The sequence below is a fragment of the Aequoribacter fuscus genome, from assembly GCF_009910365.1.
GTDB classification, from domain to species: Bacteria; Pseudomonadota; Gammaproteobacteria; order Pseudomonadales; family Halieaceae; genus Aequoribacter; species Aequoribacter fuscus.
Map to the genome: position 1 here is coordinate 1,288,206 of NZ_CP036423.1, position 14,769 is coordinate 1,302,974.

The following is a 14,769-nucleotide window of genomic DNA, read 5'->3' on the forward strand; positions in this document are numbered from 1 at the left end:
ATGTTGCGACAACGACTAGTAGGGGCTTTAGTCTTAACCGCCTTAGGCGTGGTTTTCTGGCCCATTATTTTTGTGGACCAATCGCTGCAAACGCCCGCTGAGCGTCTTCAGGTGCCGAGCGTCGAGACCTACGAACCGCTTACCCCCGTTGATGAAAGCGAGTTTCAGTGGCCGGACATTGAGGTTGATGCAAGTCGTAATCCCCAGGCAGATTCCGACGAGCCCGATGTTGCCGAAGATGCCGCCAGAACGGCTGAGCTGTTATCGGGTGATACGGCTTTACCGGCTGCAGCCATCACCAACAAAGATTTGACGGAGCCTCCCGAGGACATTGAACTCGATGACAAGGGGCGCCCAATTGCTTACACACTGCAGGTCGTTAGCATGGCGCGCAAAACCGATGCTCGTTCGGTGTCCCTAAAATTACAAGAACTTGGGTACAAGGCGTATGTCGTAGAGGTCGACCGTCCCGAGGGAATCCGATACCGAGTGTATGTGGGACCGAAGTATCAAAAACGGGACTTGGCACCCGTGAAGGCGGCGGTGGATGAGGCACTGTCGGTCAAATCCTTGATTGTGCGCTATTGGCCCTAGGAGAACGCATGCTCGATACAACAACATTTAATTGGGTCGATTGGGGCATTGTCTGTGTCTTAGGTTTGTCGATTTTTTTGAGTTTGTGGCGAGGGTTTGTTCGTGAGGCCCTGTCGCTGCTTGGGTGGGTCGCTGGCTTTATTCTGGCCAGTCGTTATTCGCCTTGGCTGGCGAGTTACCTCAGTGACCTGATCAGCGGCGATGTGGTTCGCCAAGTTGTTGCGTTCTTGGGTGTCATGGTGGCGACTTTAATTGCGACATCTTTGGTGAGTCGACTGCTCCAATCGGTTATCCAAGCGGTGGGACTCTCGTTTTTTGATCGAATCTTGGGCTCAGCTTTTGGGCTGGTCCGCGGCGTTGTTGTTTTGCTTATCATGGCTTACGCGCTAAAATTGCTCGCGCCGCAAACGCAGGATGCGATGGATCAGTCTGTGCTTATGCCGCACATCGATACGATGTTGAATTGGAGCCAGGCGCAACTGCAAGATGCTCGCGTGCCGACCATCTGAACCTTAAAAATATTATTGGGAAACAACTATGTGTGGATTAGCGGGTATTGTTGGCAAACGTGATGTCGCGCCTGATATCTATGATGCATTAACCGTGCTTCAGCACCGAGGCCAAGATGCCGCGGGTATCATGACTTCCTACCAAGGCCGTTTTACCCAGCGCAAATCGGAAGGTTTGGTTCGTGATGTATTTCGTCAGCATCATATGCAGCGTTTGCGCGGTGCTGTGGGTATAGGCCACGTACGTTACCCAACAGCCGGGAGCAGTGGTCCGGCCTTAGCCCAACCATTTTATGTGAATTCGCCCTACGGTATCGCCTTGGCACACAATGGCAACTTAACAAATTCAGCTAAGCTCACCCACGAGATGTTTCAGAGCGATTTGCGTCATTTGAACACCGACAGTGATTCCGAGGTGTTGTTGAATGTTTTCGCGCATGAGCTTCAGGTTCAGCGACAATTATTTCCAAGTGCAGAGGATATTTTTGCCGCGGTGGCGGGTGTTCACCGACGCTGTGTAGGGGGTTATGCCGCCATCGCGTTAATCGTCAATTACGGTATTGTGGGCTTTAGAGACCCATGGGGTATTCGTCCCTTGGTGTTGGGTCAGCGCGAGACCTCCGAAGGCACGGAGTACATGCTGGCCTCGGAGAGTGTGGCCTTGGATGTGCTGGGTTTTGAACTGATAGATGACGTAGCGCCAGGCGAGGCCGTCTACATATCCGAAAAAGGCGAGCTCTTCCGTCGGCAGTGTGCGGCTAAACCTAAACTGTTGCCTTGTATTTTTGAGCACGTGTACTTCGCTCGTCCAGATTCCATGATGGACGGCATTTCGGTATACAAAACTCGGATGCGTCAGGGTGAGGCTCTAGCAAAAAAAGTCATGGCTTTGCGCCCTGATCATGAGATTGATGTGGTGATTCCCATACCGGACACTAGCCGTATTGCCGCCCAAGCGATGGCCCATGAATTGGGTATTAAGTTCCGCGAAGGCTTCATGAAGAATCGCTACATCGGCCGAACGTTCATTATGCCAGGCCAAAACGAGCGCAAAAAATCGGTGCGACAAAAGTTAAACCCAGTACCTCTGGAGTTTGAAGGCAAGACCGTCATGTTGGTCGATGACTCGATTGTTCGTGGTACCACGTGCCGCCAAATTATTCAGATGGCGCGTGATGCGGGTGCTAAGAAAGTTTACTTTGCCAGTGCGTGCCCTCCGGTACGTTACCCAAATGTTTACGGTATCGATATGCCCTCGGCGGAGGAGTTGATCGCTAACAACCGCACCGAGGAGGAAGTATGCGAGGCTATTGGGGCGGATTGGTTGGTCTTTCAGAACCTCGACGATTTGGTCAAATGTTCGATGGAAGGTAACCCCCAAGTCGACGGCTTTGACTGCTCGGTATTTAACAAGGACTACGTCACGGGCGATGTTGATGACGCCTACTTGCTATCCGTGCACAATGCCCGCAATGATGCCGCCCAGGAAGAACGCCGTGCAGCGGAGGCGGCGGGCCGGTCGGTGATTGGTATTCATAACGATGATCAATCCTAGGAGCCCAACCCGTGTCCTTTGAATTTGACCCATCGCAATTCGATGCCGAGACCTTAGCGATTCGTGCTGGTTTCGAACGCAGTCAAAATGGCGAGCATAGCGAGCCTATGTACCTGACCTCGAGCTACATTTTTGATAGCGCTGAAGATGCTGCCTCACGCTTTCGGGGTGAGGCCGAGGGCCCCGTTTACGCGCGCTATACCAACCCTACGGTGAATTTGTTTGAGTCGCGTTTGGCGGCCTTGGAGGGAGGCGAGGAGGCGGTAGCGACTTCGTCCGGTATGGCGGCGATATTGTCGACCTGTATGGCGTTCTTATCAGCCGGTGATGAAGTGCTGTGTTCAGCCGATGTGTTTGGGTCTACGACGGGCTTGTTTTCTAAGTACATGGCCAAGTTCGGTGTTAAAACCCATTACCTACCTCTTGGGGATATGGGCGCTTGGGAAGCAGCTGCCAACGAAAAAACCAAATTACTCTTTTTGGAAACACCCTCGAACCCTCTGTGTCGCATCGCCGACATTCGTGCCTTTGCCAATTTGGCCAAGGGGGTGGGTGCGCGTTTGGCGGTGGACAACTGTTTTTGTACGCCAGCTCTGCAGCAGCCATTGCTGCACGGCGCGGATTTGGTGATTCACTCGGCCACCAAATACCTTGACGGACAGGGCCGTACGCTCGGTGGGGCAGTGGTGGGTACGCATGCGGACATGGCCGAAGTTCGGGCCTTTTTGCGTACCTGCGGACCGACGATGAGCCCTTTTAACGCCTGGGTCTTTCTGAAAGGATTAGAGACTCTCAGTCTGCGCATGGAACGCCATTGTGCCAATGCTCAGGGCCTGGCTGAATGGCTATCACAACAGGACGAGGTGACATCGGTTAACTACGCCGGTTTAGCAGATCATCCAGGACACGCTTTGGCCGCAGCTCAGCAAAGCGGGTTTGGCGGGGTGTTAAGCTTTACCGTAAAAGGTGGGCGTGAGTCGGCCTGGGCCTGCATAAACGGGGTGCGTTGGCTGAGCTTAACGGCAAACCTCGGCGATGCGAAAACGACGATCGTGCATCCAGCGACGACGACCCATGGTCGTCTGAGCGATCAAGAGCGGGACGCGGCCGGTATTACTGAGAATTTAATTCGCATCTCTGTGGGCTTAGAGTCGCTAAAAGACATTCAGGATGATCTGAGGCGCGGTTTATCGTGTATATTGGCAGGGTAGTGTGATGAGAGAGGTAACATGCTTAATCCTATCCTCGCCGGGGTGCACGATGCCATCGCGCAGCGTCTACTCGGTAAGTCAGAGGCCATAAAGCTCGCTCTGTGTGCCATTTTGGCCCGTGGGCATATCCTGATTGAAGATCTACCCGGTATGGGTAAAACCACTTTAGCCCACAGCTTGGCACAATCACTGGGTTTGCAATACGCTCGAGTACAATTCACGAGCGACTTGTTACCTGCGGATATTCTGGGCCTGTCGGTCTTTGACGCGCGGGAAAACCGGTTTGAGTTTCATCAAGGCCCCGTATTTTCTCAGGTGCTGTTGGCTGATGAGATCAACCGCGCTACGCCTCGTACACAAAGTGCCTTGCTAGAGGCGATGGCTGAAGGGCAGGTGTCGATCGATGGTGAAACCCGTGCTCTGCCCGAGCCGTTTATTGTCATAGCCACACAAAACCCCAGTGAGCAAATGGGGACGTATCCTTTGCCTGAATCGCAGCTGGATCGTTTTTTAATTCGAATGACCTTGGGCTACCCTGACAAGGACTCAGAACTCGCTTTGTTTCAGCGTGTCGTCGGGCGCGACCGACAACAATTGCCCAAGACGATGACCGCTTTGACCGATAACGAGGGCTTGCGAGCACTCCAAGTTGAGGTAGACCAGGTTAGCGCGACCGATGACGTGCTGCATTACGTCAGTCGTCTGGTGCAAGCCACTCGTAGCCACTCCGCCTGTGCTCTGGGTTTATCTCCACGGGGTGCGTTGGCACTACTTGAAGCGTCAAAAGCCTGGGCCTACCTGGAAGGCCGCCGTTACATTCTTCCCGATGACATTCAGGCTGTTTTTCCTGCGGTAGCGGCACACCGCTTGGTGCCTGCGGCGGGATCAAACAGCGACAGTGGGCAACTCGTCCGCGACCTCCTAGCCACTGTGAACGTGTTAAGGCAGGCATAGCGCTAACATGTTCAAGTCGTGGCGGACTCGATGGCAGGCGCGCTGGCGACGATTTTTTGCCAGTCGCAGCCCTCGGCAAGTGCAGGTGACTCTGACTCAAAAACGTATCTATATACTGCCCACGCGTGGGGGATTTACCTTTTTACTGTTGTTATTAGTACTTCTGGTTGCAGGGATCAATTATCAGAACAACCTGATCTACGGCTTAACCTTTTGGCTGGCGACCGTATTTTTGTTGGCTACTTGGCATACCTATCAGAACATGGCGGGGCTTACGCTTTCAGCACGTGCCACTGGGCCTGTGTTTGCGGGGAGCGCGGCCCAGTTTGAACTCGCTCTGCAGGCCGGAGTAAACAAGCATTGCGCGCAACTGACCGTTCTCACTGCCCATGGCGATAGTCAAAGTCTTGCGTTCGTGGGCGAGACCTTGGTGCGCTTACTTTGGTCGGGGCCTACGACACGTCGAGGCTGGTATAAGCCCGAGAGGCTGACCTTATCGTCGAGTGCCCCTTTTGGTTTGTTCCGGTGTTGGGCGTATGCTTGGCTCGATGCGCGTGCTTTGGTCTATCCACGGCCGATTGATGCAATGATCATGAGTGACGGCGCGGGTCAAGGTGATACGCGTCCGCTGGGTAATACCGTCACGCAAGAGCTCGATGGGTTTCGACCTTACCGAGTAGGGGACCATCGTAAGCATATTCACTGGGCCACACTTGCCAAAGGGCAGCCTTTACAAACCCGAGAACAGGCCTTGCAACAAGAGAATGAATCCTGGGTGCTGTGGGACCATTACGGCGGGACCATCGAGCAGCGTTTAAGTGCCATGTGTCAGCGTGTGCTAACCCTGTCTGAGCAGGATAAGTTGTTTGGTTTGGGACTGCCCAATCAACAAATCGCGCCGAGCCGCGGCTATGAACACCGCGCACAATCGTTACAGGCGTTGGCTCTGTACCGCTTGACCGAGGCGTCATCCTGATGTTGATTCCTCGCGTGGTGTTGTTAATGGTCTTTGGGCTCATGCCCGTGCTATTGGTTCCTTTGTTAGAGGTTGTGCCCAATTGGCTCATTGGCGTTTATGTGCTTGCGGGCGCCTGGCGCTATGGTGCGTACTTGGGTACAGCGAATTATCCAAAAGCTTGGATCAAAGTGCTATTGGTGGTTGCCTCCGTTGGCGCCTTGGGTTGGGATATGGGTTCGTGGAAAGGTCTCGAGCCTATGGTGGCACTACTGCTATTAGCGTTTGCCCTGAAAGTCACCGAGCTCGTTACGGTGCGCGATATGTTGATCTTGATTTTAGTCGCGTATTTTATCGTTGCCGCGCAATTCTTGTTCAGCCAAAGTTTGTTTGCCACTTTCTTGGGAATAGCCGAAATCTGGTGGATTACAGCGGTCTTGATCGCAGTCAATTACGGGACACAAGCTCGGTTATTGCAGCGTGCCTTGAGTTTGTCCGGCACCGTATTGGCGCAAGCGATTCCACTGATGCTGGTGTTGTTTTTTATCTTTCCGCGCTTGGAGCCGTTTTGGGCCGTACCGCTTCAGTCCTCTGGTGGTGTCACGGGCGTGAGTGACCGCATGAACCCTGGTGACATCGCGAACTTAAGCCGATCGGCTGCACTGGCTTTTCGCGCCGAATTCGCGGGCCCAGTGCCACCGAATCGAGAGCTTTATTGGCGCGCGTTAGTATTAGACCGGCAGGTGGGCGAGACATGGCGAGCCTCGATGCCTCAGCCTCGGCGCGCCTTGCCCGGTCTCAGCCCGGAAATCGATGTCAGTATAACCTTGGAGCCCACTGGGCAGCGTTGGTTGCCTGTGCTTGAAACACCAGCAACGCTATCGGTGCAGGCTTTGATCGCAACATCGAACACCGCTTTTGCGAGTACCGACGTTAAATCAGACACGCGGTATCGCCTGCTGGCCACCAAAGACAATACTTTCGATATCCTTCGTCCCCTTGAGCGCACGCGATTGCTACAACTCAGTGCCGGACGCAATCCACAGAGTCGTGCCCTAGCTGAGCGATGGCGTGCAGAGCTAGAGAGCGATCGGGACTACGTGGATGCTGTATTGGCGTATTTTAGGACGCAGCCGTTTTACTACACTTTGAATCCGCCCACGTTGGGGCCAAATGGGGTCGATGAGTTTTTGTTTTCGACACAGCGGGGCTTCTGTGAGCATTATGCGGGCGCGTTTACCGAGCTTATGCGCGCAGCGGGGATTCCTGCACGGGTAGTGACTGGTTATCAGGGCGGCGAGTTAAACCCAGTTTCAGGGGCGGTTGTTGTCCGCCAGTACGACGCCCACGCTTGGTCTGAGGTTTGGCTTGAAGAGCAAGGCTGGGTGCGTGTCGATCCCACCGCAGCGGTTGCGCCTGATCGTATCGAATATGGGCTCGAACAGGCGCTCGCGGAGGAGGGTAGCTTTCTCGAGAATACGCCACTATCGGCATTACATTTTAAAAATATTGCTTTGATTAACGCCGTGCGTTTGCGGCTAGACGCCTTGAGTTATGAATGGCAAAGTTGGGTCTTAGGTTTTGATCGCAGTACTCAATCGACCTTGCTGACCAGGTTGTTTCAAGGCAACGAAACGTGGAAGTACGCGGTGGCTCTCGCGGCTGCTTGGGTGTTGCTCATGCTGCCTTTCGCGTTGCGCTTGTGGTTGTCGGAGCGACCGCACCTTGCCCCCCATGAGCGTGTGCTCGGTGATTTTCTTAGATTGATGAGACAGCATGGATTCGCGCGTGCGCCCGGCGAGTCCCTTGCGCACTTGCAAGGCCGCATCTCAGCCGCAAATTCGAACAAAGCGAATGCGGCAAATGCCTTCTTAAACACCTATAGCGCTTATCAATATCAGCCGAATAAAGCCCAATACATTAGTGTTGGGGAGTTAAAGCGTTTGCTGCGCGAGTGTAAGCGCAGCTTTAAGGCATAAAAAAACCGCCTCGAGAGGCGGTTTGTTCAGCTGCATTTGTCTTAAGCGACCTGATCGATCTGGACCGCACCGATGCGCTTACCGTCTTCTGCGCTTTTCAGGAACGACGCCATTTGATCAAAGTTCATGTAGCGATAAATCTCTGAAGACATCGAATCTAACTTGTCTGCGTATTCCAGATACTCCGCAGGTGTGGGTAAGCGACCTAGAATCGCACCAATGGCCGCCAACTCGGCAGAGGTCAGGTACACATTGGCACCATCACCTAAACGGTTAGGGAAGTTACGGGTCGAGGTCGACAATACGGTCGAATTTGGCGCTACGCGTGCCTGGTTACCCATACACAGCGAGCAGCCAGGCATTTCCATGCGTGCCCCAGCGCGGCCGAAGATGTTGTAATAACCTTCTTCCATCAGCTGGTGCTCGTCCATTTTGGTCGGTGGTGCCAGCCACAAGCGAGTTGCCATCGCTCCTTTATGCGCATCGAGTAACTTACCAGCAGCGCGGAAGTGGCCGATGTTAGTCATACAGCTGCCAATGAAGACTTCGTTAACCGAATCGCCCGCTACCTCAGACAACAAACGTGCATCGTCTGGGTCATTAGGCGCACAAACGATGGGTTCTTTGACTTCGTTAAGGTCGATTTCGATGACTGCAGCGTATTCCGCATCCGCATCAGCCCGCATTAACGATGGGTTCGCCAGCCACTCTTCCATCGCGCGTGCACGACGCTCAAGCGTTCGCGGGTCGCCATAACCGTCGGCGATCATCGAGCGCAACAAGACAATGTTAGAGCGCAGGTATTCGGCTACCGACTCCTCCGACAGATCAATCGTACATCCGCCCGCCGAGCGCTCAGCGGAGGCATCGGACAATTCAAACGCTTGCTCTACGGTTAAGTGGCGTAGACCTTCAATTTCGAGGATGCGGCCGGAGAAGATGTTCTTCTTGCCCTTTTTCTCGACGGTGAGCAAACCTTGTTGAATCGCGTAGTAGGGAATGGCGTGTACCAAATCACGTAGGGTGATACCCGGTTGCATTTCACCTTTAAAGCGAACTAAGACGGACTCGGGCATATCTAGCGGCATAACGCCAGTCGCGGCCGCGAAGGCAACCAAGCCAGAACCCGCTGGGAATGATACGCCCATGGGGAAACGAGTGTGCGAGTCGCCGCCGGTGCCCACGGTGTCGGGCAACAACATACGGTTTAACCACGAATGGATAATACCGTCGCCCGGGCGCAACGATACGCCACCTCGGGTCATAATAAAATCAGGCAGCGTGTGTTGAGTTTCAATATCGACGGGTTTCGGATAGGCAGCCGTATGACAGAACGACTGCATGGTCAAATCCGCAGAGAAACCCAGACAAGCCAAGTCTTTGAGCTCGTCGCGAGTCATAGGGCCAGTCGTATCCTGAGAGCCCACTGTCGTCATACGGGGTTCGCAATACGTGCCGGGGCGAATACCATCGGTACCGCAGGCTTTGCCCACCATTTTCTGAGCCAAGGTGTAACCTTTGCCGGTATCTTCGGGTTGATCAGGCGTACGGAACAAGTCAGTACGAGGCAGACCTAGAGACTCACGTGCTTTGGTGGTCAAGCCGCGGCCAATGATTAGGTTGATACGTCCGCCAGCGCGCACCTCGTCGAGCAGTACTTGGGACTTAAGTTCGAACTCGCTCAAGACGCGGCCGTCCTCGCTTAAGATTTTGCCTTCGTATGGGCGGATTTCGATCACATCGCCCATATTTAACTCGTCAACAGGGGCTTCGAATACTAACGCACCAGCATCTTCCATGGTGTTGTAGAAAATGGGAGCCACTTTGCCACCGATACAGATACCACCGGCGCGCTTGTTGGGTACGCCGTCGATATCGTCACCGAAGAACCAAAGCACACTGTTCGTCGCGGATTTGCGCGATGAGCCCGTGCCCACGACATCGCCCACAAACGCAACGGGAAGACCTTTGGCTTTGATCTCGTCAATTTGGCTCATCGGGCCAACGACACCGTGCTCTTCGGGGCTTAAACCGTCGCGGGTCATTTTGTACATGGCGCGCGCGTGCAATGGAATGTCAGGACGCGACCAGGCATCGGGCGCTGGTGAGAGATCGTCGGTGTTTGTCTCGCCAGTGACTTTGAACACGGCAACTTTAATGGATTCGGGAACATCCGTGCGAGAAGTGAACCACTCGCCGTCAGCCCAGGATTGCATCACCGCTTGCGCGTGGCTGTTGCCACCTTTGGCCAGCTCTTCTACGTCGTGAAATGCGTCGAACATGAGTAAGGTGTGCTTTAACTGCTCTGCTGCGAGCTCTGCTAGGTCTGCATCGTTGAGTAAGTTAACCAAGGTTTCGATGTTGTAACCGCCATGCATGTTGCCCAACAGTTTTACCGCGTCAGCCTTGCTGATGAGCGGAGAGGCTGCCTCATCCTTCACGATTGCGCTTAAGAAGGCCGCTTTTACGTAAGCCGCTTCGTCTACACCCGGTGGTACTCGTGTGCTAATTAACTCAACCAAAAAGTCTTCTTCGCCGGCTGGTGGTGCTTTGAGTAATTCAATTAAACCCGCAACCTGCTCTGCGTTCAGGGGTTTTGGGGGGATGTTTTCTGCTGCACGTTCAGCAACGTGGGCGCGATAGGCTTCTAACACGTATGACTCCTTGGTGGTGGTCCATAAAGGGTTTGATATTTTCGCGCTGTAGTATAGCGCAAGCGGCTACGAGGGGGAATTCGCTGCCTGCTATAGCATGTATTCATTTGAGCAATATTGAGGTCAAATTTATGCGCAATGCGTTTGGCAAATGGTTTGTGATTCCCTAGTATTGCGCCTTTACCTTCGGAACAGACTTACCCATGTTAGATCGCCCCGTCAAAACTCCCTGCATTGGTGTTTGCTCGACCGGTATCGGTGATCTTGTGTGTCGCGGGTGTAAACGATTCGTGCACGAGGTGGTAGATTGGAACGGGTACTCATTGCAACAAAAGCGTATCGTCGATAGTCGTCTTGCACAGTTTTTGGCTCAGTGCATGGCAAACCGCTTTGAGGTGGTCAACGAACCGGTGCTCAAAGCCCAGTTAGAATTACAACTGATTCGCTACGATCAGTCGCACGCGCCGCTGTGCTGGGTTTTTGCGATCTTGAAAGCCGGCGCGAATCAAATCACAGACCCTTCGCTGTTCGGATTTGCCGTGTTGCCATGGTGTCAGAATAAAAGTTTGAAGCAGTTGCGCGATGAAGTCGATGAAGAGTATTTTCAGTTATCTCAGGCGCACTACGAACGGTATTTTTTGCAAGGGGTAGCCAGTGAGTAAAGGTCAGGTCGTCGATGTGCAGCCCATTATTGATTTTTTGGGCAGCAAAACACCCCAAGCGTGGATCGACTGTGCCTTGGAAAACCAAGAGACTCTGCTGGTCGATCACGCGAACTGTGAGAAAAAAGCCGCCTCAACGGCCTTGAATTTGATGTATCGCTATGTTGAATTCCCGCAGCTCTTGCAAAAGTTGTCGCGATTAGCGCGCGAAGAGCTCAGACATTTTGAGCAAGTACACGCGATTATGCGCAAGCGTAATATCGACTACCCGCAGTTGAACGCGTCACGCTACGCAGGCGGTTTGCGCGACCAGGTGAGCAAGCAAGAACCCATGCGTCTGGTGGATACCTTAATCGTGGGTGCGATTATCGAAGCTCGCAGTTGTGAACGTTTCGCCGCTTTAGCACCGCACCTAGATGATGAGTTGAAGGATTTTTACAGTTCGTTACTCAAATCGGAATCGCGTCATTTTATGGATTACTTGGCGCTCGCTAAGCAGGTGGCCGATGAGGCCGTAGTCGCTCGTCGAACGGACGAATTGTTGCGTATCGAGAATGCGCTGATCGCCGATCCAGATCCTGAGTTTCGGTTTCACTCGGGCGTGCCTATTGCGGCATAGCGTCGATTTTTTTGACCCATCTTCTATGCCGTTCGAAGCGGCAGGTGTAAAAACTCGATGGTGGCGTCGTTTGCTCGGCAGACCCACACCGGACGATCGCTATGCCAATCTCCCAGTACGATGCGTTCTTTGAGGTCGGGCAGGGGGTGTCTAGCCGGGCGGTGCGTATGCCCGTGGATCAAGACGGTGACATCATAACCTGTCATGACTCGATCGACCTCAGCATCATTCACATCCATGATGTCATCGGCCTTGACCTGATTGGCTGCTTGACTCATATCTCGGAGCTGGCGAGCCAGCGCCCGGCGTTGGTCTAAAGGCTGTTCTAATAAATTTTTCTGCCAAGCCTCGGAGCGGACTTGTGCTCTAAATTCCTGATATTCGCTGTCGTCAGTGCACAGTGAGTCGCCGTGCATCAGCAGAGCCCGCTCGCCTGCAAGTTGCAGCACGTGCGCGTCAGGGAGCAGGGTCGCGCCAACAGCTTGAGCAAAATTTCTACCGAGCAAGAAGTCGCGATTGCCTTGCATCAGGAAGAGTTCGCATCCGCTGTCAACAATGCTTTTCAGCGTCGCGCACATTTGCTGCGCGAACAGCGAGTCATCGTCATCGCCAATCCAAGCGTCGACTAAATCGCCGAGAATGTATAGCTCATCGATATCGCTGCAGTGGTCAGCAATAAAGTGCTCGAACGCAAGGCAAAGATCAGGAGCGGAATCGCTCAGATGAAGGTCTGAGATGAATAGCCGCTCCACAGGCTTAGGCGATTTCTACGATCGACTCGATAATGACAGCGTCAACTGGGACGTCCTGGTGACCATTGCGAGACGCCGTCGCTACTGCGCGGATTTTATCGAGAACTTCAGAGCCTTCAGTAACTTTACCGAATACCGCGTAGCCCCAGCCTTGCATATTTTTACCGCTGTGGTTAAGGAATTCGTTGTTGCTGACGTTGATGAAAAACTGAGCGGTTGCTGAGTGCGGATCCATGGTGCGAGCCATGGCGATGGTGCCAAATTCGTTTTTCAGGCCATTGTCCGCTTCGTTTTCAACCGGCGCTTTGGTGGCTTTTTGCTGCATGTTGATGTCGAAGCCACCGCCTTGAACCATAAAATTATCGATTACACGATGGAAAATCGTACCGTCGTAAAAGCCTTCGCGAACGTACTCGAGAAAGTTGGCGACGGTTTTGGGCGCCTTTTCCGCATCAAGTTCAAGGGTCATGTCGCCGAAGGTGGTGGAAATTTTAATCATAAAAAACTCAGTTTCTGTTACATCGTTGGGGGCGCAATGATACTGATTTTCGGGGGCGGGGGCAAAAAAACCGCCTGTGTAGCTTTACCGAAAGTAATGCCTACCGATTCCAGCGCTTGGACGCTATAATGCGCGGCTTCATAAACCGTCGGGAATCACCTGTGTCTGAGCCATCTAGACCCATGCACTTTTTAGAAACTTTGGTTGCCAAAGATCTCGAAGAAGGCAAAATCAAAAAGGTCGTAACGCGTTTTCCACCCGAGCCGAATGGCTATTTGCACGTCGGTCACGCCAAGTCCATCTGCTTAAATTTTGGTTTGGCGCAGCGTTTTGGTGGCGATTGTCATCTGCGTTTTGACGATACCAACCCCGAAAAAGAAAGCGATGAATTCATTCAGGCGATCCAAGCGGACATTCGCTGGCTGGGGTTTGATTGGGCGGGTGATGTTCGCTATGCCTCAAGTTACTTTCACCAGCTTTACGATTGGGCTTGCGACTTGATTGACCAAGGCTTGGCGTATGTGTGTGATTTGAGTGCAGACGAGGCTCGCCTTTATCGCGGGACCCTGACCGAACCAGGCCGCAACAGTCCCTATCGCGAGCGCAGTGTTGAAGAGAACCGAACGCTCTTTGCTGCTATGCGCGCGGGTGAATTCGATGACGGCGCCAAAGTGTTGCGCGCCAAGATCGACATGGCCAGCCCCAACATGAATTTGCGCGACCCGATCTTGTACCGCATCCGACGAGTTGTGCACCATCAGACTGGCAGCGAGTGGGTGATTTACCCAACCTACGATTTTGCGCATGGGCAGGGCGATGCCATCGAGGGTATTACGCATTCGATCTGTTCTTTAGAGTTTGAAGATCATCGTCCTTTGTACGATTGGTTCATTAAAAACCTCCCGGTCCCAAGCGAGCCGCATCAGTATGAGTTTGGGCGTTTGAACCTGAACTATACGGTGACGAGTAAGCGCAAGCTTAAGCAATTGGTTGACGATGCAGTGGTCGCTGGCTGGGATGATCCGAGAATGCCCACCATTGCGGGAATGCGTCGACGTGGCTACTCACCAGCGGCGATTCGCACCTTCTGTGACATGATTGGCGTGACGCGCAGTGACGGAACCGTAGACGTTGCGATGTTGGAACATGCAGTGCGGGATGACCTGAACAACAACGCTCCGCGCGCGATGGCGGTCTTAAACCCGCTGACCGTGACACTCACGAATCTCAGTGAAGATCATCGCGAAATTGTTATTTCGCCCAATCATCCTCAGAATGAGGCACTGGGTGAGCGCGAATTGGCGTTTACGCGGCAAGTGGTGATCGATGCGGATGACTTCCGCGAGGAAGCGAACAAAAAATTTAAGCGCTTGGTATTGGGCAAGCGCGTGCGCTTGCGTAACGCCTATGTCATCGAGGCGTATGATGTGGTGAAAGACGCACAGGGTCAGATTGTCGAAGTGCTGGCTAAGGTCATCGAGAACACGGTAGGTAATGATCCTGAAGACGGCATTAAGCCAAAAGGCGTTATCCAGTGGGTATCGAAAAGCGAAGGTGGTCGTGCCACGATTCGCTTGTATGATCGTTTATTTACGCAAGCTGAACCCGAAGCGGGAGGCGATTTTATGGCGGTCGTAAACCCCAACTCGCTGGTTGTTATCGAGAATGCCTATGTCGAGCCGAGTTTGCTAGCCGCCACACCTGAGCAGGCTTTCCAGTTTGAACGCGAAGGTTACTTTGTAGCCGATCGTTTTGATCACAGTGCAGAAGCGCCCGTTTTTAACCGTACTATCGGTTTGCGTGACACCTGGCAAGAGGGCGCCTGA

Annotated in this window: 13 protein-coding genes; 10 read left to right on the forward strand and 3 right to left on the reverse strand. The window is 53.3% G+C overall.

What is annotated here, in order from left to right:
• The 7 genes from EYZ66_RS05720 to EYZ66_RS05750 are packed head-to-tail and all read left to right on the forward strand — an operon-like array spanning window position 1 to window position 7,757.
• Window positions 1-594, forward strand: coding sequence for an SPOR domain-containing protein (locus EYZ66_RS05720; protein WP_009575479.1), 594 nt, complete (start codon window positions 1-3; stop codon window positions 592-594).
• An 8-nt stretch (window positions 595-602) separates the two neighbouring features.
• On the forward strand, window positions 603-1,103 hold the full coding sequence (locus tag EYZ66_RS05725; protein ID WP_009575478.1) for a CvpA family protein: 501 nt from the start codon (window positions 603-605) through the stop codon (window positions 1,101-1,103).
• A 28-nt stretch (window positions 1,104-1,131) separates the two neighbouring features.
• Complete coding sequence (purF, locus tag EYZ66_RS05730; RefSeq protein ID WP_009575477.1) at window positions 1,132-2,658, forward strand: amidophosphoribosyltransferase; 1,527 nt, start codon at window positions 1,132-1,134, stop codon at window positions 2,656-2,658.
• Window positions 2,659-2,669: 11 nt separating this feature from the next.
• Window positions 2,670-3,869, forward strand: coding sequence for an O-succinylhomoserine sulfhydrylase (locus EYZ66_RS05735; RefSeq protein ID WP_009575476.1), 1,200 nt, complete (start codon window positions 2,670-2,672; stop codon window positions 3,867-3,869).
• Window positions 3,870-3,887: 18 nt separating this feature from the next.
• The gene (locus EYZ66_RS05740) at window positions 3,888-4,823 is read left to right on the forward strand and encodes an AAA family ATPase (RefSeq protein WP_009575475.1); all 936 of its coding nucleotides are present in this window, start codon (window positions 3,888-3,890) and stop codon (window positions 4,821-4,823) included.
• A gap of 7 nt (window positions 4,824-4,830) precedes the next feature.
• Window positions 4,831-5,799, forward strand: a complete 969-nt coding sequence (locus tag EYZ66_RS05745; RefSeq protein ID WP_009575474.1) for a DUF58 domain-containing protein — start codon at window positions 4,831-4,833, stop codon at window positions 5,797-5,799.
• Complete coding sequence (locus tag EYZ66_RS05750) at window positions 5,799-7,757, forward strand: transglutaminase TgpA family protein (protein WP_009575473.1); 1,959 nt, start codon at window positions 5,799-5,801, stop codon at window positions 7,755-7,757. The genes EYZ66_RS05745 and EYZ66_RS05750 overlap by 1 nt, the downstream gene beginning before the upstream one ends.
• Before the next feature lie 41 nt (window positions 7,758-7,798).
• Here EYZ66_RS05750 and acnB read toward each other — a convergent pair whose 3' ends face one another.
• Entirely contained in the window at window positions 7,799-10,411 is a 2,613-nt protein-coding gene (acnB, locus tag EYZ66_RS05755) for a bifunctional aconitate hydratase 2/2-methylisocitrate dehydratase (protein WP_009575472.1), read from the reverse strand.
• A 203-nt stretch (window positions 10,412-10,614) separates the two neighbouring features.
• Between acnB and EYZ66_RS05760 the strand changes: the two genes are divergently transcribed.
• Complete coding sequence (locus EYZ66_RS05760; protein ID WP_009575471.1) at window positions 10,615-11,073, forward strand: DUF1289 domain-containing protein; 459 nt, start codon at window positions 10,615-10,617, stop codon at window positions 11,071-11,073.
• Window positions 11,066-11,692: a MiaE family protein gene (locus tag EYZ66_RS05765; protein ID WP_009575470.1), complete on the forward strand. Its 627-nt coding sequence runs from the start codon at window positions 11,066-11,068 to the stop codon at window positions 11,690-11,692. Before EYZ66_RS05760 ends, EYZ66_RS05765 begins: the two co-directional genes overlap by 8 nt.
• Before the next feature lie 23 nt (window positions 11,693-11,715).
• On the opposite strand, the gene EYZ66_RS05770 is transcribed toward EYZ66_RS05765, so the two are convergent.
• Entirely contained in the window at window positions 11,716-12,444 is a 729-nt protein-coding gene (locus EYZ66_RS05770; protein ID WP_009575469.1) for a UDP-2,3-diacylglucosamine diphosphatase, read from the reverse strand.
• 4 nt (window positions 12,445-12,448) lie between these two features.
• Entirely contained in the window at window positions 12,449-12,943 is a 495-nt protein-coding gene (locus tag EYZ66_RS05775; protein ID WP_009575468.1) for a peptidylprolyl isomerase, read from the reverse strand.
• Between the two features lie 128 nt (window positions 12,944-13,071).
• Between EYZ66_RS05775 and EYZ66_RS05780 the strand changes: the two genes are divergently transcribed.
• Entirely contained in the window at window positions 13,072-14,769 is a 1,698-nt protein-coding gene (locus EYZ66_RS05780; RefSeq protein ID WP_160195616.1) for a glutamine--tRNA ligase/YqeY domain fusion protein, read from the forward strand.

What these genes read in the sequence shown, in the direction of transcription:
- EYZ66_RS05775 (WP_009575468.1), bottom strand. Translation starts at nt 12,943, where the DNA reads ATGATTAAAATTTCCACCACCTTCGGCGACATGACCCTTGAACTTGAT.
- EYZ66_RS05780 (WP_160195616.1), top strand. Translation starts at nt 13,072, where the DNA reads ATGCGCGGCTTCATAAACCGTCGGGAATCACCTGTGTCTGAGCCATCT.
- EYZ66_RS05750 (WP_009575473.1), top strand. Translation starts at nt 5,799, where the DNA reads ATGTTGATTCCTCGCGTGGTGTTGTTAATGGTCTTTGGGCTCATGCCC.
- EYZ66_RS05720 (WP_009575479.1), top strand. Translation starts at nt 1, where the DNA reads ATGTTGCGACAACGACTAGTAGGGGCTTTAGTCTTAACCGCCTTAGGC.
- purF (WP_009575477.1), top strand. Translation starts at nt 1,132, where the DNA reads ATGTGTGGATTAGCGGGTATTGTTGGCAAACGTGATGTCGCGCCTGAT.
- EYZ66_RS05725 (WP_009575478.1), top strand. Translation starts at nt 603, where the DNA reads ATGCTCGATACAACAACATTTAATTGGGTCGATTGGGGCATTGTCTGT.
- EYZ66_RS05745 (WP_009575474.1), top strand. Translation starts at nt 4,831, where the DNA reads ATGTTCAAGTCGTGGCGGACTCGATGGCAGGCGCGCTGGCGACGATTT.
- EYZ66_RS05760 (WP_009575471.1), top strand. Translation starts at nt 10,615, where the DNA reads ATGTTAGATCGCCCCGTCAAAACTCCCTGCATTGGTGTTTGCTCGACC.
- EYZ66_RS05740 (WP_009575475.1), top strand. Translation starts at nt 3,888, where the DNA reads ATGCTTAATCCTATCCTCGCCGGGGTGCACGATGCCATCGCGCAGCGT.